This window comes from Flavobacterium sp. SP2, assembly GCF_057626655.1.
On sequence record NZ_JBVHBT010000005.1, the window covers coordinates 43,615 to 68,572 of the forward strand.

At 31.9% G+C, this 24,958-nt stretch carries 26 protein-coding genes; 20 read left to right on the plus strand and 6 right to left on the minus strand.

The annotated features are described in order from the left end of the window. Nucleotides 1-6 precede the first annotated feature (6 nt). The 10 genes from ACZ098_RS11250 to ACZ098_RS11295 all read left to right on the plus strand — a co-directional run bounded on the left by ACZ098_RS11250 (nt 7) and on the right by ACZ098_RS11295 (nt 10,036). Complete coding sequence (locus ACZ098_RS11250; RefSeq protein ID WP_487311846.1) at nt 7-372, plus strand: response regulator transcription factor; 366 nt, start codon at nt 7-9, stop codon at nt 370-372. Nucleotides 373-406: 34 nt separating this feature from the next. Further along, on the plus strand, nt 407-2,302 hold the full coding sequence (locus ACZ098_RS11255) for an acetate--CoA ligase (protein ID WP_487311847.1): 1,896 nt from the start codon (nt 407-409) through the stop codon (nt 2,300-2,302). Between the two features lie 94 nt (nt 2,303-2,396). Beyond that, on the plus strand, nt 2,397-4,304 hold the full coding sequence (gene acs, locus ACZ098_RS11260; RefSeq protein ID WP_487311848.1) for an acetate--CoA ligase: 1,908 nt from the start codon (nt 2,397-2,399) through the stop codon (nt 4,302-4,304). Between the two features lie 127 nt (nt 4,305-4,431). Next, entirely contained in the window at nt 4,432-5,547 is a 1,116-nt protein-coding gene (locus ACZ098_RS11265; protein WP_487311849.1) for an NAD(P)/FAD-dependent oxidoreductase, read from the plus strand. Then, complete coding sequence (locus ACZ098_RS11270; protein WP_487311850.1) at nt 5,548-6,258, plus strand: methyltransferase domain-containing protein; 711 nt, start codon at nt 5,548-5,550, stop codon at nt 6,256-6,258. 54 nt (nt 6,259-6,312) lie between these two features. Further along, nucleotides 6,313-7,365: a type III polyketide synthase gene (locus ACZ098_RS11275; RefSeq protein ID WP_487311851.1), complete on the plus strand. Its 1,053-nt coding sequence runs from the start codon at nt 6,313-6,315 to the stop codon at nt 7,363-7,365. A 10-nt stretch (nt 7,366-7,375) separates the two neighbouring features. Beyond that, entirely contained in the window at nt 7,376-7,804 is a 429-nt protein-coding gene (locus tag ACZ098_RS11280) for a 3-hydroxyacyl-ACP dehydratase FabZ family protein (protein ID WP_487311852.1), read from the plus strand. A gap of 33 nt (nt 7,805-7,837) precedes the next feature. After that, nucleotides 7,838-9,109 (plus strand): beta-ketoacyl-[acyl-carrier-protein] synthase family protein, encoded by a 1,272-nt coding sequence (locus ACZ098_RS11285; RefSeq protein WP_487311853.1) that lies wholly within the window; start codon nt 7,838-7,840, stop codon nt 9,107-9,109. A 4-nt stretch (nt 9,110-9,113) separates the two neighbouring features. Continuing rightward, nucleotides 9,114-9,551, plus strand: a complete 438-nt coding sequence (locus tag ACZ098_RS11290; RefSeq protein ID WP_487311854.1) for an acyl carrier protein — start codon at nt 9,114-9,116, stop codon at nt 9,549-9,551. Further along, nucleotides 9,551-10,036, plus strand: a complete 486-nt coding sequence (locus ACZ098_RS11295; protein WP_487311855.1) for a 4'-phosphopantetheinyl transferase family protein — start codon at nt 9,551-9,553, stop codon at nt 10,034-10,036. Before ACZ098_RS11290 ends, ACZ098_RS11295 begins: the two co-directional genes overlap by 1 nt. A gap of 1 nt (nt 10,037) precedes the next feature. Here the strand turns inward: ACZ098_RS11295 and ACZ098_RS11300 are convergent, their stop codons facing one another. From ACZ098_RS11300 to ACZ098_RS11310, 3 genes are read right to left on the minus strand one after another with little or no spacing between them, the layout of a single operon-like run. Next, nucleotides 10,038-10,736: a GDSL-type esterase/lipase family protein gene (locus ACZ098_RS11300; RefSeq protein ID WP_487311856.1), complete on the minus strand. Its 699-nt coding sequence runs from the start codon at nt 10,734-10,736 to the stop codon at nt 10,038-10,040. A 1-nt stretch (nt 10,737) separates the two neighbouring features. Next, a complete protein-coding gene (locus ACZ098_RS11305; RefSeq protein WP_487311857.1) occupies nt 10,738-11,331 on the minus strand; it encodes a 3'-5' exonuclease in 594 nt (197 codons plus the stop codon). Between the two features lie 2 nt (nt 11,332-11,333). Continuing rightward, complete coding sequence (locus ACZ098_RS11310) at nt 11,334-13,250, minus strand: DUF294 nucleotidyltransferase-like domain-containing protein (protein ID WP_487311858.1); 1,917 nt, start codon at nt 13,248-13,250, stop codon at nt 11,334-11,336. A 133-nt stretch (nt 13,251-13,383) separates the two neighbouring features. On the opposite strand from ACZ098_RS11310, the gene ACZ098_RS11315 reads away from it, so the two are divergent. Beyond that, complete coding sequence (locus tag ACZ098_RS11315; protein WP_487311859.1) at nt 13,384-14,007, plus strand: Pr6Pr family membrane protein; 624 nt, start codon at nt 13,384-13,386, stop codon at nt 14,005-14,007. 86 nt (nt 14,008-14,093) lie between these two features. Here the strand turns inward: ACZ098_RS11315 and ACZ098_RS11320 are convergent, their stop codons facing one another. Further along, complete coding sequence (locus ACZ098_RS11320; RefSeq protein WP_487311860.1) at nt 14,094-15,629, minus strand: DEAD/DEAH box helicase; 1,536 nt, start codon at nt 15,627-15,629, stop codon at nt 14,094-14,096. A 155-nt stretch (nt 15,630-15,784) separates the two neighbouring features. Here ACZ098_RS11320 and ACZ098_RS11325 point away from each other — a divergent pair, with 155 nt between their 5' ends. Next, nucleotides 15,785-16,045, plus strand: a complete 261-nt coding sequence (locus ACZ098_RS11325; RefSeq protein ID WP_487311861.1) for a hypothetical protein — start codon at nt 15,785-15,787, stop codon at nt 16,043-16,045. Here the strand turns inward: ACZ098_RS11325 and ACZ098_RS11330 are convergent. Continuing rightward, on the minus strand, nt 16,042-16,557 hold the full coding sequence (locus ACZ098_RS11330) for a DUF6155 family protein (protein WP_487311862.1): 516 nt from the start codon (nt 16,555-16,557) through the stop codon (nt 16,042-16,044). The two genes, ACZ098_RS11325 and ACZ098_RS11330, sit on opposite strands and share 4 nt — an antisense overlap. A 96-nt stretch (nt 16,558-16,653) precedes the next feature. On the opposite strand from ACZ098_RS11330, the gene ACZ098_RS11335 reads away from it, so the two are divergent. Together ACZ098_RS11335 and ACZ098_RS11340 are read left to right on the plus strand one after the other, a co-directional pair. Further along, nucleotides 16,654-16,938, plus strand: coding sequence for a DUF3817 domain-containing protein (locus tag ACZ098_RS11335; RefSeq protein ID WP_487311863.1), 285 nt, complete (start codon nt 16,654-16,656; stop codon nt 16,936-16,938). After that, nucleotides 16,931-18,193 carry a mechanosensitive ion channel family protein gene (locus tag ACZ098_RS11340; RefSeq protein WP_487311864.1) on the plus strand — a complete coding sequence of 421 codons (1,263 nt, stop codon included), beginning with the start codon at nt 16,931-16,933 and terminating at the stop codon, nt 18,191-18,193. Before ACZ098_RS11335 ends, ACZ098_RS11340 begins: the two co-directional genes overlap by 8 nt. Here ACZ098_RS11340 and ACZ098_RS11345 read toward each other — a convergent pair. Further along, a complete protein-coding gene (locus ACZ098_RS11345) occupies nt 18,190-18,579 on the minus strand; it encodes an acyl-CoA thioesterase (protein ID WP_487311865.1) in 390 nt (129 codons plus the stop codon). The genes ACZ098_RS11340 and ACZ098_RS11345 overlap by 4 nt on opposite strands. Nucleotides 18,580-19,017: 438 nt before the next feature. Between ACZ098_RS11345 and ACZ098_RS11350 the strand changes: the two genes are divergently transcribed. From ACZ098_RS11350 to ACZ098_RS11375, 6 genes are all read left to right on the plus strand, one after another. Then, entirely contained in the window at nt 19,018-20,325 is a 1,308-nt protein-coding gene (locus ACZ098_RS11350) for an OmpA family protein (protein WP_487311866.1), read from the plus strand. Between the two features lie 75 nt (nt 20,326-20,400). Then, nucleotides 20,401-20,796 (plus strand): glyoxalase, encoded by a 396-nt coding sequence (locus ACZ098_RS11355; RefSeq protein ID WP_487311867.1) that lies wholly within the window; start codon nt 20,401-20,403, stop codon nt 20,794-20,796. 166 nt (nt 20,797-20,962) lie between these two features. Continuing rightward, complete coding sequence (locus tag ACZ098_RS11360; protein WP_487311868.1) at nt 20,963-21,676, plus strand: esterase family protein; 714 nt, start codon at nt 20,963-20,965, stop codon at nt 21,674-21,676. A 30-nt stretch (nt 21,677-21,706) separates the two neighbouring features. Continuing rightward, nucleotides 21,707-22,648 (plus strand): ATP-grasp domain-containing protein, encoded by a 942-nt coding sequence (locus tag ACZ098_RS11365; protein WP_487311869.1) that lies wholly within the window; start codon nt 21,707-21,709, stop codon nt 22,646-22,648. Between the two features lie 212 nt (nt 22,649-22,860). Then, the gene (locus ACZ098_RS11370) at nt 22,861-23,970 is read left to right on the plus strand and encodes a carboxylate-amine ligase (RefSeq protein WP_487311870.1); all 1,110 of its coding nucleotides are present in this window, start codon (nt 22,861-22,863) and stop codon (nt 23,968-23,970) included. Nucleotides 23,971-24,081: 111 nt separating this feature from the next. Continuing rightward, on the plus strand, nt 24,082-24,912 hold the full coding sequence (locus ACZ098_RS11375) for a type 1 glutamine amidotransferase (RefSeq protein WP_487311871.1): 831 nt from the start codon (nt 24,082-24,084) through the stop codon (nt 24,910-24,912). Nucleotides 24,913-24,958 lie beyond the last annotated feature (46 nt).

The following is a 24,958-nucleotide window of genomic DNA, read 5'->3' on the forward strand; positions in this document are numbered from 1 at the left end:
ATCTAAATGAAAAAGATTTTAATTGTAGACGACGAACCCAACATTGTAATGACGTTGGAATATACTTTCAAGAAAAATAATTTTGAAGTTTTTATAGCGCGCGACGGATTAGAAGCATTAGAAATTTTGAAAACTCAGTTTCCTGATGTAATAATACTGGACGTCATGATGCCTCTTGTTGACGGATTTGAAACCATCGAACAAATTAAAAAAAATGATAAACTCAATCACTGCAAGATTATTTTCTTATCAGCTAAAAATAAAGAAAGCGACATCGAAAAAGGTTTAGCTCTTGGTGCCAATGCTTATTTAACCAAACCATTTTCAATAAAAAAAGTTGTGGAGCAAGTAAATCAACTTGTAGCACTTTAATTATTTACCAAACTAAAACACAACCAAAAACCCAATGAATTATAACGATTTTTACAATAAAAGCATTTCCGAACCTGAGATTTTTTGGAAAGAACAATCCAACGAATTAGAGTGGTTTCAAAAACCTGAAACTATACTTTCAAAAGATGAAAACGGTTATCCCTTATGGTTTAAAGATGGTGAACTTAATATTTGCTATTTAGCAATTGACAAACACATTCAAGATGGTTTTGGAGATAGTATTGCTTTAATATATGATTCTCCAGTAACGCAAACCATAAAAAAATATACCTACAATGAAGTAAAAACTGAAGTAGCAAAACTTGCATCAGGCTTAATTTCGTTGGGATTAAAAACAGGCAACACTGCAATTATTTATATGCCAATGATACCGCAAGCGGCTTTTGCTATGTTAGCTTGCGCAAGAATTGGTGTAGTTCATTCGGTTGTTTTTGGCGGATTTGCGCCACACGAATTAGCAATTAGAATTGATGACTGCAAACCAAAAGTTATCATAACAGCGTCATCTGGAATCGAAGTTGATCGGTTGATAGCGTACAAACCGCTTGTTGACGAGGCAATTGAATTAGCCAATCACAAACCTAAAAAAGTCATCGTTTTCAACCGAAAATTAGGCGCTAGAATTCCGTTTAAGAAATATGATGTTGATTACGATGCCGTAATTTATGGTTCAGATGAAGTTGCTTGTATTCCAGTGAATGCAACACATCCTTTGTACATTTTATATACTTCTGGAACAACTGGGAAACCGAAAGGAATTGTTAGAGATACTGGTGGTTATGCAACAGCCCTTAAATTTTCTATGAATTATATTTATGGTGTAAAACCCGATGAAGTTTTTTGGGCTGCATCCGATGTAGGTTGGGTTGTCGGACATAGTTTTATTGTTTATGGTCCGATGATTAATCGAAATCCTACCGTTCTTTTTGAAGGAAAACCAATAAAAACTCCAGATTCAAGTACCTTTTGGCGCATTATCTCTGAACACAAAGTAGCAGCAATGTTTACCGCACCAACAGCAATTAGAGCTATAAAAAAAGAAGATCCAAACGGAGATTTTATAAAAAAATACGATTTAAGCTCTTTAAAAACCCAGTTTTTAGCGGGTGAACGTTGTGACGTTGCGACCTTAGATTGGTATCGAAAACACATTCCAATTCCAGCAATAGATCATTGGTGGCAAACAGAATCGGGCTGGCCAATGATTGCTAATATGATGGGAGTCGAATATTTACCAATAAAACCAGGTTCAACTGGAAAAGCTGTTTCAGGTTATGATATCCGAATTTTTAACGATAATGGCGAAGAACTTAAAGCGAAAGAAGAAGGTTATGTTGTCATTAAATTACCACTTCCTCCTGGAACATTGATGGATTTATGGAATGACAATAAGCGTTTCAAGAACGGCTATTTGGAGAAATTTCCAGGTTATTATTTTTCTGGCGATGGCGGATATAAAGATGAAGAAAACTATATTTACATAACCGGTAGAGTAGATGATGTTATTAATGTCGCTGGTCACCGACTTTCAACTGCAGAAATGGAAGAAATTGTCGCTTCTCATTCGGCTGTGGCAGAATGTGCTGTTATTGGTATTCATGATGACTTAAAAGGTCAAATTCCATTGGCATTAGTAGTTGTAAAACTCAGTAATGAAATCGAAAGCTTTCAACTAGAGCATGAAGTGGTGAAATTAGTTCGAGAACAAATAGGTGCTGTAGCATCTTTACGAAATGTAGTACTAGTTGACCGTTTGCCTAAAACTCGTTCCGGAAAAATTTTAAGAAAATTATTGCGAAGTATTGTTGATGGAGAAAATTTTGTAATTCCTTCAACTATAGATGATGAAGCAATAATTGACGAAATAAAATTAGCGTTAACCGATTACAAAATTGGATCATTCAAATAAATATAGCTATACTAATTTAGCAAATTATATTTTTTTGAATTCCGTAGATTACTTACATTTACATAATAGTACAAATAGATAAAACAGATTTAGAATGAGTTATTACAAAATAGAGAATTTAGAAAATTATTTCAAAATGTATAAAAAATCGGTTCGCGAACCGAGAAAATTTTGGGATAAGATAGCTGATGAAAATTTTACCTGGTATCAAAAATGGGATAAAGTAGTAGAATTTGATATGCAAGAAGCACAATTTACTTGGTTTCAAAATGCAAAACTTAACATTACTAAAAATTGTATCGATAGGCATTTAGCGCGTCGTGGAGATAAAACAGCAATTATTTTTGAGCCGAACAATCCAGAAGAAGAAGCACAACATATTTCTTATAATGAATTATACGCAAGAGTGGCTAAAATGGCAAATGTTTTGCGTGAACAAGGCATAAAAAAAGGAGATCGAGTTTGTATCTATCTTCCTATGATACCAGAATTAGCAGTAGCTGTATTGGCTTGCGCACGTATTGGAGCTATACATTCGGTAGTTTTTGCAGGATTTTCAGCTTCTGCAGTTGCAACTCGTATTAACGATTCTGATTGCAAAATGGTAATCACCTCAGATGGTGGTTATCGTGGTAATAAAACTATCGATTTAAAAGGAATTATCGATGAAGCATTGGACAAATGTCCTTGCGTAGAAAAAGTATTGGTTTCTAAAAGAACCAATACTGAAATTAAAATGAAAGAAGGACGTGACCAATGGTTGCAGCCACTTTTAGATCAAGCTATTCCAAACAATGTTGCCGAAATAATGGATGCTGAAGATCCTTTATTTATACTTTATACATCAGGATCAACTGGAAAACCGAAAGGAATGTTGCATACTACAGCAGGATACATGGTACAAACTGCCTATTCTTTTAAAAATGTTTTCAATTATGAAGAGAACGATGTGTATTGGTGTACTGCTGATATCGGTTGGATAACAGGTCATTCTTATATTTTGTACGGACCATTATTGAACGGTGCAACAACAGTTATTTTTGAAGGAGTTCCATCGTATCCCGATTTTTCACGCTTTTGGGAAATTATCGAAAAGCATAAAGTGAATCAATTTTACACGGCGCCAACTGCAATTCGTGCTTTAGCAAAAGAAAGTATTGATTATGTTCAAAAATTCCCACTACAATCTTTAAAAGTAATTGGATCGGTTGGAGAACCAATAAACGAAGAAGCTTGGCATTGGTACAACGACCATGTTGGAGGAAAACGTTGTCCATTGGTAGATACTTGGTGGCAAACCGAAACGGGTTCTATCATGATATCGCCATTACCATTTGTAACGCCAACGAAACCATCGTATGCAACGTTACCTTTACCTGGAATTCAACCTGTTTTAATGGATGAATTGCGTAATGAAATAGAAGGCAATCAAGTTGTTGGAAGTTTGTGTATTAAATTTCCATGGCCATCAATGGCACGCACTATTTGGAACGATCACGACCGATTTAAAGAAACCTATTTCTCAGCATTTCCGGGTAAATATTTTACTGGCGATGGTGCATTACGTGACGAAGTAGGTTATTATAAAATTACAGGTAGAGTAGATGATGTAATTATTGTTTCGGGTCATAATCTTGGAACAGCGCCAATTGAAAGTTCAATAAACGAACATCCTGCGGTTGCAGAAAGTGCAATTGTTGGATTTCCTCATGATGTAAAAGGAAATGCGCTCTACGGATTTGTAATATTAAAAGAAACTGGTGAGTCTAGAAATCACGAAAATTTATCTAAAGAAATTAATCAACTCATTTCAGACCAAATTGGACCGATTGCTAAATTAGATAAAATTCAATTTGTATCAGGATTGCCTAAAACACGTTCGGGTAAAATTATGCGTAGAATTTTGCGTAAAATTGCCGAAGGTGACTATTCTAATTTTGGCGATACATCAACCTTATTGAATCCAGAAATTGTAGAAGAAATAAAGAACGCCAAAGTATAACAAACCTATTTATATAAATCTAAAACTGTTTTGATTCATTTCAAAGCAGTTTTTTTATATGTAATAATGTAAATAAAATTATAATTTGTGTAACTCCTACTAATTCTATTTTAAGTAAATTTACTAAATGAATCAAAATTCGGAAGTAATTATTGTTGGCGGAGGATTAGCAGGATTAATTGCTGCATTACATCTTTCCAATCACAATATCAAAGTTATTTTGATAGAAAAAAATGAATATCCACGACATAAAGTTTGTGGTGAATATATTTCCAATGAAGTGCTTTCGTATTTATCTCAATTGAATTTAGATATACAAAGTTTAAAGCCTGTTGCAATTCAAAAATTAGAGTTCTCATTAAATTCTGGTAGAAAAATCAATTCCGATTTGCCTCTTGGTGGATTTGGAATCAGCAGATATACGTTAGATAACTTTTTGTTTGAAGAAGCTAAAAAACGAGGTTGCACTGTTTTACAACAAACTGTAAAGGAAATTTTATTTGATAATGATGCTTTTACTGTTACAACCAAAGAAGGTGTTTTTTCGTCAGCCGTGGTACTTGGTGCTTTTGGAAAACGTTCCAATTTAGATGTTAAATTTAAGCGTAATTTTATTCAAAAGAAAGCACCTTGGCTTGGTGTCAAAGCACATTATAAAACTACATTTCCTGATAATTTAGTGGGTTTGCATCACTTTAAAGGAGGTTATTGTGGCGTTTCAAAAGTTGAAAATAATTTAGTAAATATTTGTTATTTGGCCAACTATGAAACATTTAAAAAATATAAATCGATTGAAGATTATCAAGAGAAAGTACTTTGTCAAAATCCAAATTTGAAATTAATTTTTCAAAATGCGACACTACAATTTGAAAAACCAATTACAATTAGTCAAGTTTCATTTGAAGAAAAAAAATGCGTTGAAAATCATATCATTATGATTGGTGATACCGCTGGATTGATACATCCGTTATGTGGAAACGGAATGGCTATGGCAATACACAGTGCGAAATTGGCAAGTGAGCAGTGCATCGATTTTTTAAAAAATAAAATTAGCCGAACAGAAATGGAAAATAGGTATACCAAACAATGGAATTTCAACTTTAAAAACAGATTGAAAACTGGCAGATTGCTCGGAACACTTTTGCAAAATGAAAAATTAGCTCAAATACTGTTGAAAATTTTGATTATTTTTCCTTTTATGCTTCAAATTATAATAAAAAAAACCCATGGTAAACCTTTATAAATGGCAATAAATACTACGTATAGAACCAATCAAACTGAAATTATGGATGATTTTCAACTCGAAGGATTTGAGTTGCAAGATGCATTGGATAAAATTGCCAAAATCAACCAACTATTGGGAGGAAATCGTCTAACTTTACAAGGATTGAAAACACTTTTGGTTTCTTTAGATAAAACTAAAGAGCTTACAATTGTTGATATTGGTTGTGGTAACGGTGACATGCTACGATATGTTTCAGAATTTGGAGAAAATGCAGGTTATAAGTTTAAGCTGATTGGAATTGATGCTAATGCCTTTACCATTCAACATGCGCAAAAATTATCCAATCATTACCCTAATATTTCCTATCAATGCACTGATATTTTTAATGAATCATTTAATGAATTGAAATACGATATAGTTTTGTGCACCTTAACTTTACATCATTTTAAAAATAATGAAATTGAAAATTTGGTTACTACTTTTTACACTAACTGCTCGACAGGAATTGTAATCAATGATTTGCATAGAAGTAAGATTGCGTACAAGTTGTTCCATGCTTTATGTTGGTTATTCAAACTCAATACAATGTCACGTGAAGATGGATTAGTGTCTATTTTGAGAGGATTTAAAAAAGAAGATTTAATGCAATTTTCACATAAACTTGGTTTAAAAAAATATTCAATTCATTGGAAATGGGCATTTCGATACCAATGGATTATAGTAAAATAATTCGAACAGTTATCAAATAGTTTCAGTACTATTGACCTAAACATTAAATTTACAATGAGCGTAAAAATCATATCAGTAGCCAAACAATTACCCGAATTTTCAAGAGAAACCGCCGAAATCATGCCGTTTCTTGATGCTTGGTTGCATGGACAAGACGAGCGATTTATAAAAAAAGTCAAAAAGATTTTTGAAGGAGCAAACGTAGACAAACGCCATTCAATCATGGATCCAATTGAGGTTTTTACCAAAACTTCTTTTGAGGAACGAAATAAAATTTATGTTAGAGAAGTAATACAACTTGGCGAAAAAGTGCTTCAAAATGCATTACAAAAAGCCAATTGGAAACCGAGCGATTTAGATTATATCATTACAGTAAGTTGCACAGGCATAATGATTCCGTCGTTGGATGCTTACCTTATCAATAAATTAGGATTGCGTCAAGATATCATTCGATTACCTGTTACTGAAATGGGTTGCGTTGCCGGAATTTCTGGGATGATTTATGCCAAAAATTTTCTGCAAGCCAATCCTAATAAAAGAGCAGCTGTTGTTGCGGTTGAAAGTCCAACGGCTACTTTTCAGCTCGACGATTTTTCTATGGCAAATATTGTAAGTTCTGCCATTTTTGGCGATGGTTCAGCGTGTGTTTTGCTCTCCTCTTATGAAGAGGAAAAGGGTCCAAAAATTCTTGACGAAGCCATGTATCATTTTTATGATAACGAACACATGATGGGATTTGAAATGACAAATTCGGGATTGAAAATGGTTTTAGATATTGAAGTTCCCGAAACTATAGCCGAACATTTTCCCTTATTTATTCATCCATTTCTAGAACGAAACGGACTGACAATAAACGATATTGACCACCTTATTTTTCATCCTGGAGGAAAGAAAATTGTACAAACCGTTGAAGATTTATTTTCAGAATCGGGTAAAAATATTGACGATACCAAAGAAGTTTTGCGACTTTACGGAAATATGTCGAGCGCGACTGTATTATACGTTTTAGATCGATTTATGGATAAAAAACCAAAGGCTGGCGAAAAAGGATTGCTTTTAAGTTTTGGTCCAGGTTTTACAGCTCAAAGAATATTGATTGAATTTTAAAAAAAAAGATATGAATACCGAAGAAATAGTATCTAAATTGCCCTACACAAAACCGTTTTTATTTGTGGACGAAATTGTGTCAATATCTGAAAATGGGGTAGAAGGATCCTATTTTTTTAATCCGAATTTAGATTTTTACAAAGGTCATTTTCTTAACAATCCGGTTACACCAGGTGTTATTCTTACCGAAACCATGGCGCAAATCGGAGTTGTTTGTCTCGGAATTTATTTGGTTGGCAATGCATTCAACAGTAATACAAAAATCGCTTTAACTTCATCAGAAATTGAATATTTACTTCCTGTATTTCCATCAGAACGTGTAGTTGTAGTTTCCGAAAAAGTATATTTTAGATTCGGAAAGTTAAAATGCAAAGTCAGAATGATAAATGATAAAGGGTTAGAAGTTTGTCGAGGTACAATCGCAGGAATAATTATATAAAATCGAAATTAAAATTTTTAACACCTTACATAAATGAAAAGAGTTGTAATTACAGGTTTAGGAGTTGTCGCACCAAATGGAGTAGGACTTGAGGCTTTTACAACTGCCATAAAAAATGGCGTTTCTGGAATACAACATGATGCAGAATTAGAACGGTTAAATTTTTCTTGCCAAATTGCAGGAACACCTGAAATTTCAGAAGAATTAAAACGAAACTATTTTACCGAACTCGAATTAAGAAATTTCAATTCCACTGGGATTTTATATGGCGTTATGGCTGGAATGGATGCTTGGCATGATGCAGGTTTGACGATAGTAAACAATGAAATTCCCGATTGGGATTCAGGCACTATTTTCGGAACTGGAACTTCGGGAATAGAAAAGTTTAGAGAAAGTATCTATAAAATTGATGCGTTTGAGACGCGAAAATTAGGCAGTACCGCTGTAGCACAAACTATGAATAGTGGCGTCAGCGCTTATTTAGGAGGAAAATTAGGCTTAGGGAATATCGTTTCAACCAATTCATCGGCTTGTACAACAGGTGTAGAAAGTATTTTGATGGCTTTTGACCGCATTCAAGCTGGAAAAGCCAAACGTATTTTAGCTGGAAGCACAAGCGATTCTGGTCCTTATATTTGGGGTGGTTTCGATGCGATGAAAGTTTGCACCTATAAACATAATGAGACGCCAGAAAGCGGCTCGAGACCAATGAGTGCAAGTGCTTCAGGATTTGTACCTGGAAGCGGAAGTGGCGCACTAGTTTTGGAAGAATTAGAAACTGCTTTAGCAAGAAACGCCAAGATTTATTGCGAAGTTCTAGGAGGAAATAGTAATTCTGGAGGTCAAAGAGGATTGGGAACAATGACCGCTCCAAATCCTATTGCGGTGCAAAAATGCATTAAAGATGCTTTAGAAAATGCAGGAATTCAACCACAAGACATCGATACAATAAACGGTCATTTAACTGCAACATCTAAAGATGCGCTCGAAATTCAAAATTGGAGTGAAGCATTAGGTTTATCTGGTGCAAATTTTCCAGAAATAAACTCTTTAAAATCGATGGTCGGGCATTGTTTATCGGCTTCGGGAAGTATTGAAAGTGTAGCTTCTGTATTGCAATTACATCAAAAATTTATTTTCCCCAACATCAATTGTGAAGATATTAATCCAACGATTTTAGAGTTTATCGACAGTACAAAAATTCCTCAAAAATTAATTGAAAAAGACATCAATATAATAGCCAAAGCTAGTTTTGGTTTTGGCGACGTAAATGGATGTATAATTTTTAAAAGTTTTGTAAATTAGCCAAATGCCAAAGCGAAATTCACCCAACGATATAAATGAAATCGATGATTTAAATCGATTAGATGACATTGTTCATGATAAACGAAATGCGAAACGTGCCAACGAAAAGAAAACGCGTCGCGATAGGCATTACGAAAAACAGTTCATTAAAAATACCATAAAAACACATCTTGAAAAACATAATAGTATGAGCAAATCTGAAATAATAGAGAAGTTAAAATCAATCATCAAGCCCTATATAAATAACGAATTAGCATTTGAAAATCTAACAGAAGAGACCGATTTTATTACTGATTTACAAATAAATTCAGCTAATCTAGTCGATGTGATTTTAGATATAGAAGAATTTTATTCTATAGAAATTGACACCATTTCTATGGAAAAAATGGTTAATGTTCAAGCGGCAATTGACATTATCGAATCGAAACTTGCGGATCAATAATGATTGGCAACGACATAGTCGATTTAGCTTTAGCTTCCAAAGAAAGTAATTGGAGACGTAAGGGTTATTTAGCTAAACTACTTACTGATTCCGAATTGGATTTATTTCAAAATTCGAATCATCAAGAAATTGATATTTGGAATTTATGGAGTAGGAAAGAGGCAGTTTACAAAATACTGATTCAAGAAGGCAAATCACGTGGTTTTTATCCTAAAAAAATAGAATGCTTGAATTTGGATTATTGCAACGGAATTGTAAAGTTTGAAAACGATTTATACTACACAAAGTCTTATTTTTCAAATGATTTTGTGTATTCAGAAGCGGTAAAAGCAACTTCAGATTTCAAAAAAATAGAGAGTTTTACATCCGAAATGGAATTATTTAAAATAAATGGAATTCCATTTGCAGAACATAAAAGCAAAATAGTTGCTGTTTCAAAAACACACCACGGACGATTTGAAAAAATAGTTTATTTGAATTTTTAAATTATAATAATTTTAGTTTTTCAATCAAAATTGATTTCATTTTGTCATAGCCTGCTGCGTTTGGGTGTACGCCATCATCACCATATTTTAAATTCAAACCTTGTTCAGAATCAACCATTTCTGCATAATAATCTACATAGATTATTTTATTTTTTATAGCATAGTCGTTTATCAATTTATTTAAATTAATAACTCGTTCTGCAGGAAGTATTTTGGGATTCCAGTTGAATTTGTTTGCTGGTAAAACGGAACATAAAACTACTGTAATTCCATTAGCCTTAGCCAATTCACACATTGATATAATGTTATCAAGAATTCCTTGATTCGAAATGGGTCCAGTATTCTCGGCAATGTCATTAATTCCAGATAAAATCACAACAGCTTTAGGTTGTAAGTTGATAACATCTTGACGAAATCTAAGTAGCATTTGTGGTGTTGTTTGTCCACTTATTCCACGATTATAATTAGAAGTTGAAAAGAAATTACTATCGTTAATTTTCCAAAATTCAGTAATAGAATCTCCCATGAAAACTATTTTTGAATCGGTTGGAGTAGCAGTCAATACACTATTATTTTCTGCTTCGTATTTCTTTAAATTTGCCCAATCGTTTTTCATGGTTTGATTTTGACTGTACGCGAAAGACGGAATTATCATGATGATAAGCAGTACTAAAATGGCGCAATTTATTTTAATTTTCATATTAAATATTCAATCTAGATTTTAGCCTTAAGAATAGTATTGCGATTGTGTAGGCATCATCTGTAGTTGAAATTCTATCTGTTTTTGGAAGTTTGAACAAATTGGAAAGTTCGTCTAAGGAATAATTTTTGTCGTTGATGTCATGTAATTTTTTGTACATCACTTCAACATCCAAAGCTTCATTTTTCAATCTACCACAACCCAATTTGTCCAACGATTCGTTAATCATTTCCACATCAAAATGAATTCTGTGGCCAACTAAAGTAGCGTTTCCTATATAATCTATTAATTTTTCAATTGCTTCAGGTTCAGCTAGTTTTGGTAAACTGCTTTCGAGTAAAAAATCGTTTGTAATGCCATTATCATGTAAATATTTGTATTGCGGAATTACCACTTCAAAAGTGTCAGCTAGAATTATTTTTTCATCAATTATTGCAACAGCTCCAAACGAAATAATGACATCTTTTTTAGGATTTAATCCTGAAGTTTCCGTACTTAAAACCACATATCTATTGGATTTTTTATCAAATTTCGATTGATAATTTTTCCAAAATTCGGGACTTTCTTTACTAATGTTTTTTAACCAATCTAACATAATTATGAAAATTGAGTAAGTTGAAATCTATCTTTTATTAACTCTTCCAAATCCTTCATTGGCTGTAAGGCATTTTTGAGCTTTTCTTTTTCAATTTTTGAAAGTTCGTCTAAATTGATAAATTGTCCCGAACTATCGTTTTTTAATCCTTCTAAAGTTCTAAATTTTAATAAGGCAATATAAGCTTCGGCACAATTTAGGTAAACCTCTGCATGTTTCGGATCGGTAATTGCTAACTGTTTATATCGCAAATAAGTAGTATTGATACCTTTGATGTTGTTACTTAAAACAAATAATCTAGCACCATCTACCAATGGCATTAATGCTTTAGTTTTGATATCAAATTTTCCTTTATTTTCGCCCTCTTCTTCGACATTAAATTTCTTAAAAAAGTTTAATGGAGTAGGCTTTTTCAACGCATCATTTCCTAAGTAGTCAAAGAATAAAACATTGTTTTTGGCATTTTTAAAAATCACTTCTGTTATGGCATCTTCAAGTTTTAATTCGCCAAAAGCCATCTCATAATCAAAGAAAACACTGCTTATTTCATTTGAATTTTCACCTGGAGTATTCATCCAACTGTTGTACTGTTTAGTCCAGTCAGTCAGAGATTTACACCACATCATATTACTAGCTACATGATGGTTTGGACATATAGGATAACCAACTTTTTCCAAAGTAGTAGTAGTTTTTTTAGCTAATTTAATAAAGTAATCTTTCACATCTCGATATTTATCAGCAACTACATCTTCAAACACCAAAATACTATCTTGATCGGTATATAACAATTGCTCTTTTCTACCTTGACTTCCAATGCTTAACCATGCAAATCGAGCGGGTGGCGATCCTAAATCTAATATGGCTAATTCGACGGCACGTTTTACTATTGCCAAGGTAATTTCACCTGCAATATTACTCACATGTACTAAAGGAATATTTTTACTTATAGAAGATTGTATGATTTCTGAAAGTTTATCTCGTACCTGTTTTAAATCTTTTGCAGTTTGAGAGCGTTTAATTTCTTTAATCAAAATCCCGGGATTATTGGCTTGTGCTACGACTAAATCGTGTTCAGAAATTATCCCTCTTATATCAGATTTATCGGTGCCATCGTGGGTAACACAAAGGTGTGTAACATCATGCTTAAGCATCACCAATTGCGCTTCGGCAACCGAAATATTGGGTGTTACCGCAATTACTGGCGACGACATTATTTTATCGATGCTATGCGACATAGGGTAGCGACCAGTAGCGACTTTAGATCTAAAATCATTGTCTGTTACTATACCAACTGGGTAATTTTGATCAATAATTAAGGCATTATCAACCAAATTATCGGTCATTAATTGAGCAACTTCTTTGATTGAAGTGTCTAGAGCAATTTTTAAAGGCGTTTTATTGTAATTTAACGACTGAAAATATTGCATATCCGATTGATTATCAGAATATCCAACAGAATCCGAAAGCAATTTTCCAGAATTTTGATTGTCTAATGACGATTTAGTATTTGTTGCAAAACTTTCTAATAAGAAGGTCAAAACCTCTTGGTTTTGTGCAACAAATGGTTTGAATGTACTAATCGGAATAGCGTAAACAATACTTTCTTCACGAGCCTTGGCGGTCATTTGGTAATTGTTTTTTGCAAAAAATGGACGTAAACCAAATATATCACCAGGATAACATTTGTTAAGCAACGTTTCTTCAGAATCTACAATTACGGTAAGATTTATAACTCCAGAAGCAACAACATAAAAAGTGTCGTGTAACGTATCGTTTATTTGAAAAAGATTTTTGTTTTTTTCTAAATTTAATACTCGAATTGTAGTTGCAATCTTAATTAAGTCATCGTAAGACAAAAAATTAAACGGCTGAAAATCTTTTAAAAAATCGGCTACGCGTTGTGTAATTGCATTACTCATAAGTTTGTTTTATAAAAAAATTACTGTTTTACAAAGATAGCAAACCTTAGCAAGGATAAGCATTTTGAAATTATTTTTTTAATTATATTATTTTAAATACAGTTTTAGTAACTTTACAAGGATTGTTTATAATATGACATTTAAATTTACAAAAAAATATTTTTTACTATTGGCTGCCATAAGTTGGTTTGCACTTGTTACGCAATTTATTTTGATGATAAGTAATAGAGTAGTTGGTATATCGGAAACAATTTTACGTTTTTTTTGTTTTTTTACTATTTTAAGTAATATTCTAGTTGCTGTTATTTACACTTCCGAATTATTTAATGACAAAAGCAAAACTAACTTCTTTCTCAATTCGGTAACACAATCAGCTGTTGCAGTTTATATTACAATTGTTGGAATAGTATATAATGGTATTCTAAGATTTATTTGGCAACCTCAAGGATTACAACGCTTTGTTGATGAATTATTGCATTTAGTTATTCCGTTGCTGTATGTTATATTTTGGTATGCTAATGTAACAAAACCTGAATTGAGATATAAACAAATTTTCATTTGGCTTATATTTCCAGCATTTTATTGTGTTGTAGTTTTATTTTTAGGTAGTTTTTCTAATTATTATCCTTATCCGTTCTTGAATGTCAATAATCTCGGACTGTTTCAGGTAATTTTAAATTCAATTTACTTAACACTTTTTTTTGGAATAGTTTCTTTAGTATTCGTACGCATTAATTTGCGGAAAAGAAAAGATTGATAACCTTGCTATTAAATTATTCTATTTTACATAATATAAATTATAGTTCAAATTATTACATTATTTTTAAGGTATAATTTGGCTATTTATAGTTCTTGCATGACCTTAATACGATTGAGTTTTCCAATAAGTAATATCAATTTCAAAGTATAATCTTCAATAAGCCACGAACGATAATTTTTGGTCACATTTCCTAAGCAAACACAATATTGACGAATTCTATATTCAATATCATCATTTAATTCTTTAGCTAATTTTTTGGCTTCTGATAAATCTTCAGAATTATCAACACACATGGCTGCATGCTGGTCTAATGATTTTTCGATTATCGATTTAGCTTTTAAATTGTTTTTGACTGTAAATTTAAATTCTTCATTTACATCAAATGTAATATCTTTAGTTTTAGCAAATTTTTTACGTAATTCGTCTGGCATTACATATTTAAAATTACTTTCAATATCGGCATCTTCACGCAGACTTTCTAAGTAATATTCTGGCGATTTGAAAATGTGTTGCCAATCTACCGGATTATTCCACAATCCAAACCGTAATGCGTTGTTTCCTAAATCAATAACTGTAAAAGCATCTTTATTTGGCAAGCGTCTAGAACCTCGTCCAATCATTTGAAAATAAAGTGTTAACGATTTTGTGGCACGATTTAAAATTATGGTTTCAACCGTTGGCTCATCAAAACCTGTAGTTAAGATTCCCACCGATGTCAAAATTGCATCTGGAGTTTTTTTAAACCATTGCAAAATTTCTTTCCGATCTTCGTTACTCGTCGTATTGTCTAAATGGCGGATATTGAATTTTGCATGTCTAAAAGTTTCATAAACATGCAACGAAGTATTGATTCCGTTATTGAAAATTAACGTTTTTTTACCCAATGATTTTTCAGTATAGGCATGCAATAATTTTTCTTGCATAACCATATTGCTATATAAATCGTCAGACGATTTTACCGTATAATCACCGTTGATTCCTACTTTCAATGAAGTAAGTCCGACATCATAACTATAAGTTGTAGCTTCTGCTAAAAAGCCTTTGCTAATTAGAGATTGAATCGTATCGCCTACAATAAGTTCGTTGTAATTTTCATACATTGGTAACTTAATGTTAGAGCTTAAAGGTGTTGCAGTTACTCCTAGAATAAAGGCATTTCCAAAAGAACTGAACAACTTTCTAAACGAGTTGAAATGCGCTTCATCGATGATGACTAAACCTACATTGTCAATTTCTAATTTTTCATCGTTTAGGCGGTTTTTCAGCGTTTCTACCATTGCTACGAAACAAGAATATTCGTCTTGATCGGGCAATTCTTTAATCGTACTGTTGATTACTTTATTCTTAACATCAAATCCTTTTAGCATTTTTGAAGTTTGCTTACAAAGCTCAATACGATGGGTTAAAACAACCACTTTTTTGTTGTATTGTTCTAAATACCTTCTTGTAATTTCAGAAAAAACCACAGTTTTTCCACCGCCAGTTGGCAACTGATACAGCAAATGATAGTTGCTTGCTGCATTGTCGATGCGTTCAAAGATCTTATCAATATCACCAATTTGGTAACTATAAAGTTCTTTTTTTTCTTCTTTAACGGTCGATATCTCTTTGTCTGACATAGTAAAATTTACAATTTTGCAAAAGTACGTCTAAAAAACAGTTATCGAACTATGTTTTTTAAAATTGATAAAAATTTATTGAAATCATTATTAACTTTAACTAAAAGTTTAAATGTAGTAATCGAGAAATAAATAAATTTGATTTAAAAAAATAGATGTACAAAATTTACACTTCGCTTTTAATCGTTGCGCTAATCATAATCAGTTGTTCTACTGATGATTTTAAAGCGAATGAAGACCAAAGCAATAGTTTTCTATTAGATTCAGTTTTGATAGATACTACATTTTCTGACACAACAATAATTGATACTACGTTAAACGATACAATCATAACTGATACAATCGTAAATGATACAATCGTAAATGATACAATTATTGCTGATACAGTATATAATGATACCTTAAATAAATACTAATAATCAAATCGTTCAACAATGGCGTTGAACTCATATTTATTTGGCCAGTCTTGACTGATACTTTCTTCTTTAATAGCCACTACTCTACTTTTAAAATCTAGTAAAATGCCTGCTTCAATAAGGTAGGAAATACTTTGTTCGAAAGAATTTAGCATGCTTTTGTAAAAAGTATCATTATAAATTCTTTTTTCAGACGAATAACTTTGTGCAATTTCAATGTTATATAGCATTACATCTGCAATTATAAAGGCATCAACACCCAAAGTAATGAAATGTTTAATAAATTTTTGAGCCGTAGAACGACGCATTTTAGGTCTTTTTCCGCGAATTGGAAAATACTCATTTGTAATTTTTAGTTTTGCATCTTTCACCAAATTTTTTTCATTCGGATTGAAAACAAAATCATAGTACACTTTTACTTCTTTAAATTTATCATACAATTCCACCAACTGTTCTTCCAATTGTGGCTTTGTTAAATCGCTCAAATATTTTTTTAAATCTCGTTTACTCATAAATCAAGTCTGTTTTACAAATGTAAATTAGTTTGTGTGAAATTAATTAATAAATGATTCATAATCCTTATTTTTGTGCAAATAAATTTTACTACGATGCTTAAGATATTTAAAATTGTTGCTGTTTTAGAAGGAATCTCTTTTTTAGTTTTGCTTGCCAATATGTTGTTCATAAAGCCTAATAATTTGGACTTGTATAAAACCTTGTTGTTTCCAATCGGAATGGCTCATGGCGTTTTATTTATTGCCTATTTATATTTAGCATTTGTAAATTATTCTAAACAAAATTGGAATTTTAAAGATTTAGCGCTTATTATTTTAGGTTCGCTAGTGCCTTTCGGTACTTTTTACATCGAGAGAAAATACTTAAAAAATGCTTAAATTGATTGAGAAAATATTTGGATGGATTTATCCTTTGATGCGCAAAATGTCGTTTGGCGACGCTACGGCATCATATATAAGTCTGTTATTGAATAGTGTTATTCTGTGTTTTTTAGCCTATTGTATTTATGTGGTATTCAGATTAGTTCTGGTTACCATAATGGCAATTATTGCAAAAAAAACCAAAACCCGATTTGATGATTTGTTAGTATCCAACCAAACGGCCAAATATATTGCGCACCTCATACCGTTTTTATTTATATATAAATCGGTTCCTATAATTTTAGACAAGTTTGTGTACTGGGAAACAATTTTCGGAAAATTAGTCGGAATTTATATTATACTCCTTGTACTTTGGATTGTAAGAAGTATTTTAAAAGCCATTCGTGATTATTTAAAAGAAAAGACGCAGTATAGCGATAAACCTATAGATAGTTATATTCAGGTAATTATGATTGTGCTTTGGATTTTTGGAGTAATCATTATTATTTCTGAAATTTTTGATATCAAAGCAACTACTTTATATGGAACGCTTGGAGCAGTTTCTGCGGTAATAATATTGATTTTTAGAGATACAATATTAGGATTTGTTGCTAGTGTTCAGGTTTCGTTAAACGATATGGTACGTATTGGCGATTGGATAACTTTTGACAAATTTGGTGCCGATGGTGATGTAATCGAAATAAACTTAGCAACTGTAAAAGTTCGAAATTTTGATAATACAACCACTACAATTCCTACTTACAGTTTGATTTCGGATTCTTTTAGAAATTGGCGTGGTATGTTGGATTCTAAAGGAAGACGAATTAAAAGGCATTTGCTAATCAAAGTTAAAAGTATTCGTTTTTTAACCCAACAAGATTTAGAAAAACTAAAACAAATTCAACTGATTTCTGCCTATATTGAACTGCGACAAGTTGAAATTGATTTATACAATAAAAAGCACAATATTGATAAATCTATTTCTATAAATGGTAGAAATATGACCAATTTTGGATTGTTTAGAAAATATATAACGTTTTACCTGGAGAATTATCCCGATTTAAATAAAGATATGATTTTGCTCTGCAGACAGCTACAACCAACTGCACAAGGAATTCCGTTAGAAATTTACACTTTTACACACGAACAACGCTTTGTAGAATACGAATACATCATGTCGGATATTTTTGATCATATTATTGCAGCAATTGAGTACTTTGATCTTGAAATATTTGAATTACCTTCTGAAAAAGGTGATTTTATACCCAATTAACGTTTAAGTCGGTCTTCAACATACTCAATAGTTGTTTTTCCATGAGCACTAGGTTTGCCGTCTTCTCCTAGGCTTACCATGGTAATCGTATCAATGGAGATAATAATTTCTTTAGTCATCATATTTCTGACTTGACAAGTTAATGTGATTGATGAATTTCCAAATTTTACAACATCAATACCAATCTCTACAATATCACCTTGCTTGGCTGAACTTCTAAAATTTATTTCAGACATATGCTTAGTCACAATTCTTGGATTTTCTAGCTGAATAATCGAATATAAAGCCAATTCTTCATCAATCCATTCTAGTAAACGTCCGCCAAATAAAGTGCTGTTTGGGTTTAAGTCTTGAGGTTTTACCCATTTTCTTGTATGAAATCTCATCTATTTAAGTATTTTTTAACAAAGGCTAAATTAAGAATTTGCTCGTTAATATAATGCAGTTTAACAAACTCTTTTAGACAAATTAAATCAATACTAATCTGATGTGGATTTGAAATTATAACTATTTCAATTTAAGGTTATTTTAATTGTAACTAAATCGCTTAAAAAATCACATATAGTATTGATTATTAGTTTATTGCTAATATTTTAATGGATGAATTATAGTAATAAATTGCAAATTTAGAAAAGTATATTTAATGCATTATTGAACTTGTGAATTTTATAAAGTACATAAAAAATATAGGTTGAAATAAATGTTAAAATTTCAAATGAAAAGTTTGCTTACTGTCTTGAAAAGCAAGATATACTTGAGTTTTTTTAAAAGTTTTACTTGAAAGTAATTGTTAAAAGTGTACTTTTGCAAAAAAATAAACAAACATGAAAAAAATCGTACTTATCTGTTTAACCTTGTCGTCTTTAACTTCCCTAGTTGCACAAGAAAACAAAATTAACACAGACACTATTACAAAGAAGAGTTTCAATAGATGGACTATTGAAGGTTTCGTAGGACATGCAAAAGGAATTAAACCATTCGCACCAGGTTATTATTCTAGTAATCCTAACTCTTTTTTAGGAACAATTGACGCTAACAGTTATGATCTTGGAGCAAGATATATGATCAGTCCAAAATTTGGATTAAAAGGAGCATTATCTTATTCTAAAATAAAAAACTCTAGTGATAGCGAAAGTTTACCATTTGAAATGCGTCAAATAGGAATTTCTGTTCAAGGAGTTGCTAACATGGGTCGCGTACTAGATTTAAACGAATACATGGGTCGTTTTGGTTTATTAGTTCACGCTGGTGTTAAAATAGATCAGTTGACCTCTAGAACTGAAAATGTAAATTATGGTGTTCACGAATATTTGGGTGGTTTAGTAATTGGTATAACTCCTCAGCTTAGAATTGCTGATAAGGTATCATTAATGTTTGACCTTTCATTCCAAAAAAATCTAAGACAAAATTTAGCTTATGATGGATCAGTTTCTGATCTTAGTAATAACTTAAATGGTGAATTAATTACAGCTTCATTAGGATTATCATATTCTTTCGGTAAAGAAAAAATGCACGGAGATTGGGCTGAATTAGATGAAAAGAATTTAGAAGAAATCAAAGCTTTAGAAAAAAGAATTGGTGACATCGAAACTTTGATGAATGATACTGATAAAGATGGTGTTCCAGATTATTTAGATAGTGAAAATAATTCTATCGCTGGAGTTGCTGTTGATACTAAAGGTAAAATGGTTGACATCAATAGAAATGGTGTTCCAGATGAATTGGAAAAATATTTAGAAAAATCATTTGCTGCTAAAAATGCAACTGATTCTAATAATACTGCTGTAGTTAAGAAATTAATCAACGAAGGGTATGTAACTACCTATTTTGATTTTGGTAAATCTAAACCAACAAATGTTTCAACAGAAGGTATCGATTTTATGCTTACTTATTTGAGAAATAATCCAACTGAAAGCGCACAAATAATTGGTCATGCTGACGAAATTGGAACCAATGAAGTAAACAATAAACTAGGTAAAGCAAGAGCTGAATCAGTTAAAGATATTTTAGTTAAAGCTGGTATTGATGCATCTAGACTTTCAACGCTTTCTAGCGGAGAAGATACAAGCGTAGATCCAACATCAACTGGAGCAAGAAAACTTGTAAGAAGAGTAACTTTTAGAGTAAATTAATTAACAATTTAGTCTTAATAAATATATTAAACCTCTGTATTTTACAGAGGTTTTTTTTATAACTTTAAATAAAAAATGGAAGCTAGAGAAAACTTTATTCAATCACTTCGTGGTGATGCTATCGGAACTGTAACATCGCAATCATCTAAAGAAGAAGCTTTTCAAAACCAAACGCTTCGGCCTATTTTAAAGCTGCAAAACGATTTGCTAATTCAAGTTTTTATAAATTATGCCGTAAAACAAAAAAATGTTTTCTTTGATTTTACTCCAGATAAAAAAATGGTTTACATCGAAAATACAATTCATAGAGATATAAAATTTAGAAATTCTTTAAAAGGTATGATAATCGGACTTTTTACAATTGAAGAGTACCTTGTTTATATTGAAAATTCATCAAATTTGAATAAACGAATGATGAACATGCTAATTGAAAGGCTTAAAAGTCAGGTACAGATTATTTCTAAACCTTAAATTCATTGAAGATATTTAAAAACACTGAATAAAATGTATCGTATTATTAACGATTTGGCAAAATCTCATAATCATTAAATACTTAATCGTAAAACTTATATTACACTAAATTTTTGCATATTTCACATTCTTTTTTTTATTATAATTGTTAAAAGTAATTATATTTATGAAAGAAGAATATTTTAAATGGTATTCACCTAATTTAAATCGTGAAATTGAAATGCTCGTTTTTGGGCATTCAGGTTATCCTGTAATTCTATTCCCAACCTCAATGGGAAGTTTCCATGAAAATAAAGATCAAGGATTAATTGAATCCGCACGTTGGTACATCGAACAAGGATTAATTCAAATTTATTGTCCAGATAGTATCGATAAAGATAGCTTTTACAACAAAAAAATACATCCAGTACACCGCATTCAAAACCATGTTTGGTATGATAAATTTATTTGTCATGAAATTGTTGAGCGCGTAAAAAACAATACAAGTTCAGGCAAAGTTGCCATAGCTGGTTGCAGTTTTGGTGGTTATCATGCTGCCAATTTTGCGTTTCGTCATCCGGGCTATGTAAGTCACATGTTTTCTATGAGTGGCGCTTTCAATATTAAAAGTTTCATGGATGGTCATCATGACGATAACGTATTTTTCAATTCACCAGAAGATTTCCTACACGGACTCAACGATCCAAATCTTTGGCAAATGGATATTTGCCTTGGCACTTCCAACTGGGATATTTGCCTCGATGCTAATTTAAAACTTAGTAAAGTTCTTGCTATGCGTGATGTACCGCACTGGTTGGATATTAGAAGTGATCAAAAACACGATTGGCCAGTTTGGAAAGAAATGTTTCCGCATTACTTGTCTAGAATTAAATTTTTTTAAAACAATTACAAACTAATAATAGTATCGAATATGAAAAAAATAGGAATTTTATTTGGAATGGAAGACACCTTTCCGCAAGCATTTATTGATAGAGTAAATTCTAAAAATGAAAAGGACATTATTGCCGAAGCCGTGTCTATAGATAAAGTTGTGCAAAATAAAGACGGCGAATATGCTGTAATTATTGATAGAATTTCGCAAGACGTTCCATTTTATCGTGCTTATCTTAAAAATGCAGCATTAACAGGAACTAATGTCATAAACAATCCGTTTTGGTGGAGTGCCGACGATAAATTTTTTAATAATTCATTAGCAGATACTTTAGGCGTTCCATTGCCAAATACCGTAATTCTGCCTTCAGCCGAACATCCTACCGATACTACTTCAAAATCATTCCGAAATTTAAAATTTCCTATGGATTGGGAAGGGATTTTCGATTACATCGGTTTTCCAGCCTATATGAAACCTTACGCTGGTGGCGGTTGGAAGAATGTATACCGATTAGAAAATAAAGAAGAATTTTGGGAAAAACATCAAGAAACTGGCCAATTGGTGATGTTGTTACAAGAAGAAATTATTTTTCAAGATTATTACAGAGTATATTGCCTTGGCGGAAAAGAGGTAAGAATAATGCCTTATGAACCGAGAAATCCGCACCATCTGCGCTATGTGGTAGAAAATCCAAATACGGATAAAAAGTTAATGGCGACCATAAAAGACTATACTTTACGACTTTGTAAAGGACTAGGTTATGATTTTAATACCGTAGAATTTGCAGTACGAGATGGAATTCCATACGCGATAGATTTTGGAAATCCTGCACCAGATGCTGAACTAACTTCTGTTGGAGCAGAAAATTTCGAATGGGTTGTAGAGCATGCAGCCAAAATGGCAATTGCAGCAGCCAAAAAACAGAAACCTGGAAAAATGAATCTTACTTGGGGAACTTTTATAAAAGATGCTTGTAAATAGTGGTCAGTATTCAGTAAGTAGTGTTCAGTTTTAAAACTTTAAGATTTGATAATCTTTTTAATTTTTAAAAAGTTGAATTTTAAATACTAAACTTTAAATTAAACACTATTGCCCTAGCCCAGATAGTAATGAAAATCCTTTTCTTTTTTATTTTCAAAAAAGAAAAGATTGCAATGGATAGCTGGATTTAGCTTCAAAAGAAAAATAAAATTATGTCAAAAAAATTACCAATATTCACACTAGGTGTCGAAGAAGAATATCAAATTATTGATCCGGTAACGCGCGATTTACGTTCGCATTTGTCCAAAATAGTTGATGGTGCTAAAATAATTTTAAACGAACAGGTTAAGGCTGAAATGCATCAATCTGTGGTGGAAGTTGGTACCAATATTTGTAAAAACGTTAAAGAAGCAAAATGCGAAATTACTTTTTTAAGAAGTAAAATTGTGGAACTTGCCGATAAACAAGGTTTGGTTGTTGGTGGCGCAGGAACGCATCCTTTTTCACGTTGGCAAGACCAACCTATTACTGATGATCCTCGTTATCATATGATTGTAAATGAGTTGCAAGATGCGGCACGATCTAATTTAATTTTCGGAATGCATTGTCACGTAGGTATTGAAAATCGTGAAGTTGGTTTGCAATTGATGAATCAGGCTACCTATTTTTTACCTCACATTTTTGCGCTTTCCACAAATTCGCCTTTCTGGGAAGGACGAAACACCGGTTATAAATCGTTTAGAACTAAAGTTTTTGATAAATTTCCAAGAACTGGTTTACCCGAATATTTTGATAGCGTACAAGCCTATGACAATTATTTAGAAACTTTAGTTAAGACAAATTGTATTGATAATCCGAAGAAAATTTGGTGGGATTTAAGACTACATCCGTTTTATGATACCATCGAGTTTCGCATTACCGACATGTGTCTAACAGTTGATGAAGCCATGTGTATTGTAGCTGTTATTCAGGCAATTGTAGCAAAATTATACAAACTTACTTTACACAATACCAGTTTTAATATTTATCGATTAGCCTTAATTAAAGAAAACAAATTCAGAGCTGCACGATATGGTATTGACGGAAATATGATTGATTTTGGTCTTCAAAAAGAGGTTGAAACCAAATTATTACTACATGAATTACTAGAGTTTATTGACGATGTTGTAGATGAATTGGATAGTAGAGAACAAATAAACTACATTCATACGATCATGCGAGAAGGTACTGGAGCAGATAAGCAACTTGCCGTTTTTAACGAAACTAATGATTTGAGCAAAGTAGTCGATTTTATAACTAGCGAATTTACAAGAGGTTTCTAAAATTTAGATAAACATTTGGTAGATAACTTTGTTTACAACCAAAATTGAAATATTAATTGATTGTTATAAAAAAGTTATCTTTGTAAACGAAATTGATATAATTTTTAGACTATGAATAATCAAATAAGAATAGCAGTTTTAGATATGTATGATGGCGAACCCAACCAAGGAATGCGCTGTATCATTGACATAATAAATAGGTTTAACCAAATGGTTACGTTTCAAATATTTGACGTTCGTGGTAAAAATGAACTTCCAAATATAGAAAAATTTGATATTTATATTTCCACTGGTGGACCAGGAAATCCATTAGAAGGAAACGGAATTTGGGACAAAAAATACTATGAATTCATTGACAATTTGTCCAAATGGAATAACGAAAAAGACCTTAAAAAACATGTCCTTTTTATTTGTCATTCTTTTCAAATGGCTTGTATTCATTTTGGCTTGGCTCAAATTACCAAAAGAAAAAGTACTTCGTTTGGCGTGATGACCATGCATAAAACAGAAGAAGGTCTTACTGATCCAATATTTGAAGGATTACAAAATCCGTTTTATGCTATTGACAGTCGCGATTATCAAGTAGTTCAACCAAAATTGAGTGTTTTTAAAAAGAAAGGTGCTGAAATTATTTCGTTAGAAAAAATTCGAAATCATCGTGGTGATTATGAACGCGCTATTATGGCGGTTCGTTTTTCAGAATATTTTGTTGGAACACAGTTTCATCCCGAAGCCGATGCTGTTAGTTTTATTGCCAATTTAAAAAATAAAGAAAAACGCGATAAAATTATTGCCATGAAAGGCAGAACCAAATTTAGAAACATGTTGGAAGATTTGTTGGATGAAGATAAAATTTTCAAAACCAATGAAACCTTAATTCCAAATTTTCTTAGAATTGCAATTAATGATGTAATTAAACACAAGAAAGCCCTATCAAACTAGCGAATAAATAGTACGCTGATTTTTTATAGATGACTTCTTACTAATG

What these genes read in the sequence shown, in the direction of transcription:
- ACZ098_RS11250 (WP_487311846.1), top strand. Translation starts at nt 7, where the DNA reads ATGAAAAAGATTTTAATTGTAGACGACGAACCCAACATTGTAATGACG.
- ACZ098_RS11255 (WP_487311847.1), top strand. Translation starts at nt 407, where the DNA reads ATGAATTATAACGATTTTTACAATAAAAGCATTTCCGAACCTGAGATT.
- acs (WP_487311848.1), top strand. Translation starts at nt 2,397, where the DNA reads ATGAGTTATTACAAAATAGAGAATTTAGAAAATTATTTCAAAATGTAT.
- ACZ098_RS11265 (WP_487311849.1), top strand. Translation starts at nt 4,432, where the DNA reads ATGAATCAAAATTCGGAAGTAATTATTGTTGGCGGAGGATTAGCAGGA.
- ACZ098_RS11270 (WP_487311850.1), top strand. Translation starts at nt 5,548, where the DNA reads ATGGCAATAAATACTACGTATAGAACCAATCAAACTGAAATTATGGAT.
- ACZ098_RS11275 (WP_487311851.1), top strand. Translation starts at nt 6,313, where the DNA reads ATGAGCGTAAAAATCATATCAGTAGCCAAACAATTACCCGAATTTTCA.
- ACZ098_RS11280 (WP_487311852.1), top strand. Translation starts at nt 7,376, where the DNA reads ATGAATACCGAAGAAATAGTATCTAAATTGCCCTACACAAAACCGTTT.
- ACZ098_RS11285 (WP_487311853.1), top strand. Translation starts at nt 7,838, where the DNA reads ATGAAAAGAGTTGTAATTACAGGTTTAGGAGTTGTCGCACCAAATGGA.
- ACZ098_RS11290 (WP_487311854.1), top strand. Translation starts at nt 9,114, where the DNA reads ATGCCAAAGCGAAATTCACCCAACGATATAAATGAAATCGATGATTTA.
- ACZ098_RS11295 (WP_487311855.1), top strand. Translation starts at nt 9,551, where the DNA reads ATGATTGGCAACGACATAGTCGATTTAGCTTTAGCTTCCAAAGAAAGT.
- ACZ098_RS11300 (WP_487311856.1), bottom strand. Translation starts at nt 10,736, where the DNA reads ATGAAAATTAAAATAAATTGCGCCATTTTAGTACTGCTTATCATCATG.
- ACZ098_RS11305 (WP_487311857.1), bottom strand. Translation starts at nt 11,331, where the DNA reads ATGTTAGATTGGTTAAAAAACATTAGTAAAGAAAGTCCCGAATTTTGG.
- ACZ098_RS11310 (WP_487311858.1), bottom strand. Translation starts at nt 13,250, where the DNA reads ATGAGTAATGCAATTACACAACGCGTAGCCGATTTTTTAAAAGATTTT.
- ACZ098_RS11315 (WP_487311859.1), top strand. Translation starts at nt 13,384, where the DNA reads ATGACATTTAAATTTACAAAAAAATATTTTTTACTATTGGCTGCCATA.
- ACZ098_RS11320 (WP_487311860.1), bottom strand. Translation starts at nt 15,629, where the DNA reads ATGTCAGACAAAGAGATATCGACCGTTAAAGAAGAAAAAAAAGAACTT.
- ACZ098_RS11325 (WP_487311861.1), top strand. Translation starts at nt 15,785, where the DNA reads ATGTACAAAATTTACACTTCGCTTTTAATCGTTGCGCTAATCATAATC.
- ACZ098_RS11330 (WP_487311862.1), bottom strand. Translation starts at nt 16,557, where the DNA reads ATGAGTAAACGAGATTTAAAAAAATATTTGAGCGATTTAACAAAGCCA.
- ACZ098_RS11335 (WP_487311863.1), top strand. Translation starts at nt 16,654, where the DNA reads ATGCTTAAGATATTTAAAATTGTTGCTGTTTTAGAAGGAATCTCTTTT.
- ACZ098_RS11340 (WP_487311864.1), top strand. Translation starts at nt 16,931, where the DNA reads ATGCTTAAATTGATTGAGAAAATATTTGGATGGATTTATCCTTTGATG.
- ACZ098_RS11345 (WP_487311865.1), bottom strand. Translation starts at nt 18,579, where the DNA reads ATGAGATTTCATACAAGAAAATGGGTAAAACCTCAAGACTTAAACCCA.
- ACZ098_RS11350 (WP_487311866.1), top strand. Translation starts at nt 19,018, where the DNA reads ATGAAAAAAATCGTACTTATCTGTTTAACCTTGTCGTCTTTAACTTCC.
- ACZ098_RS11355 (WP_487311867.1), top strand. Translation starts at nt 20,401, where the DNA reads ATGGAAGCTAGAGAAAACTTTATTCAATCACTTCGTGGTGATGCTATC.
- ACZ098_RS11360 (WP_487311868.1), top strand. Translation starts at nt 20,963, where the DNA reads ATGAAAGAAGAATATTTTAAATGGTATTCACCTAATTTAAATCGTGAA.
- ACZ098_RS11365 (WP_487311869.1), top strand. Translation starts at nt 21,707, where the DNA reads ATGAAAAAAATAGGAATTTTATTTGGAATGGAAGACACCTTTCCGCAA.
- ACZ098_RS11370 (WP_487311870.1), top strand. Translation starts at nt 22,861, where the DNA reads ATGTCAAAAAAATTACCAATATTCACACTAGGTGTCGAAGAAGAATAT.
- ACZ098_RS11375 (WP_487311871.1), top strand. Translation starts at nt 24,082, where the DNA reads ATGAATAATCAAATAAGAATAGCAGTTTTAGATATGTATGATGGCGAA.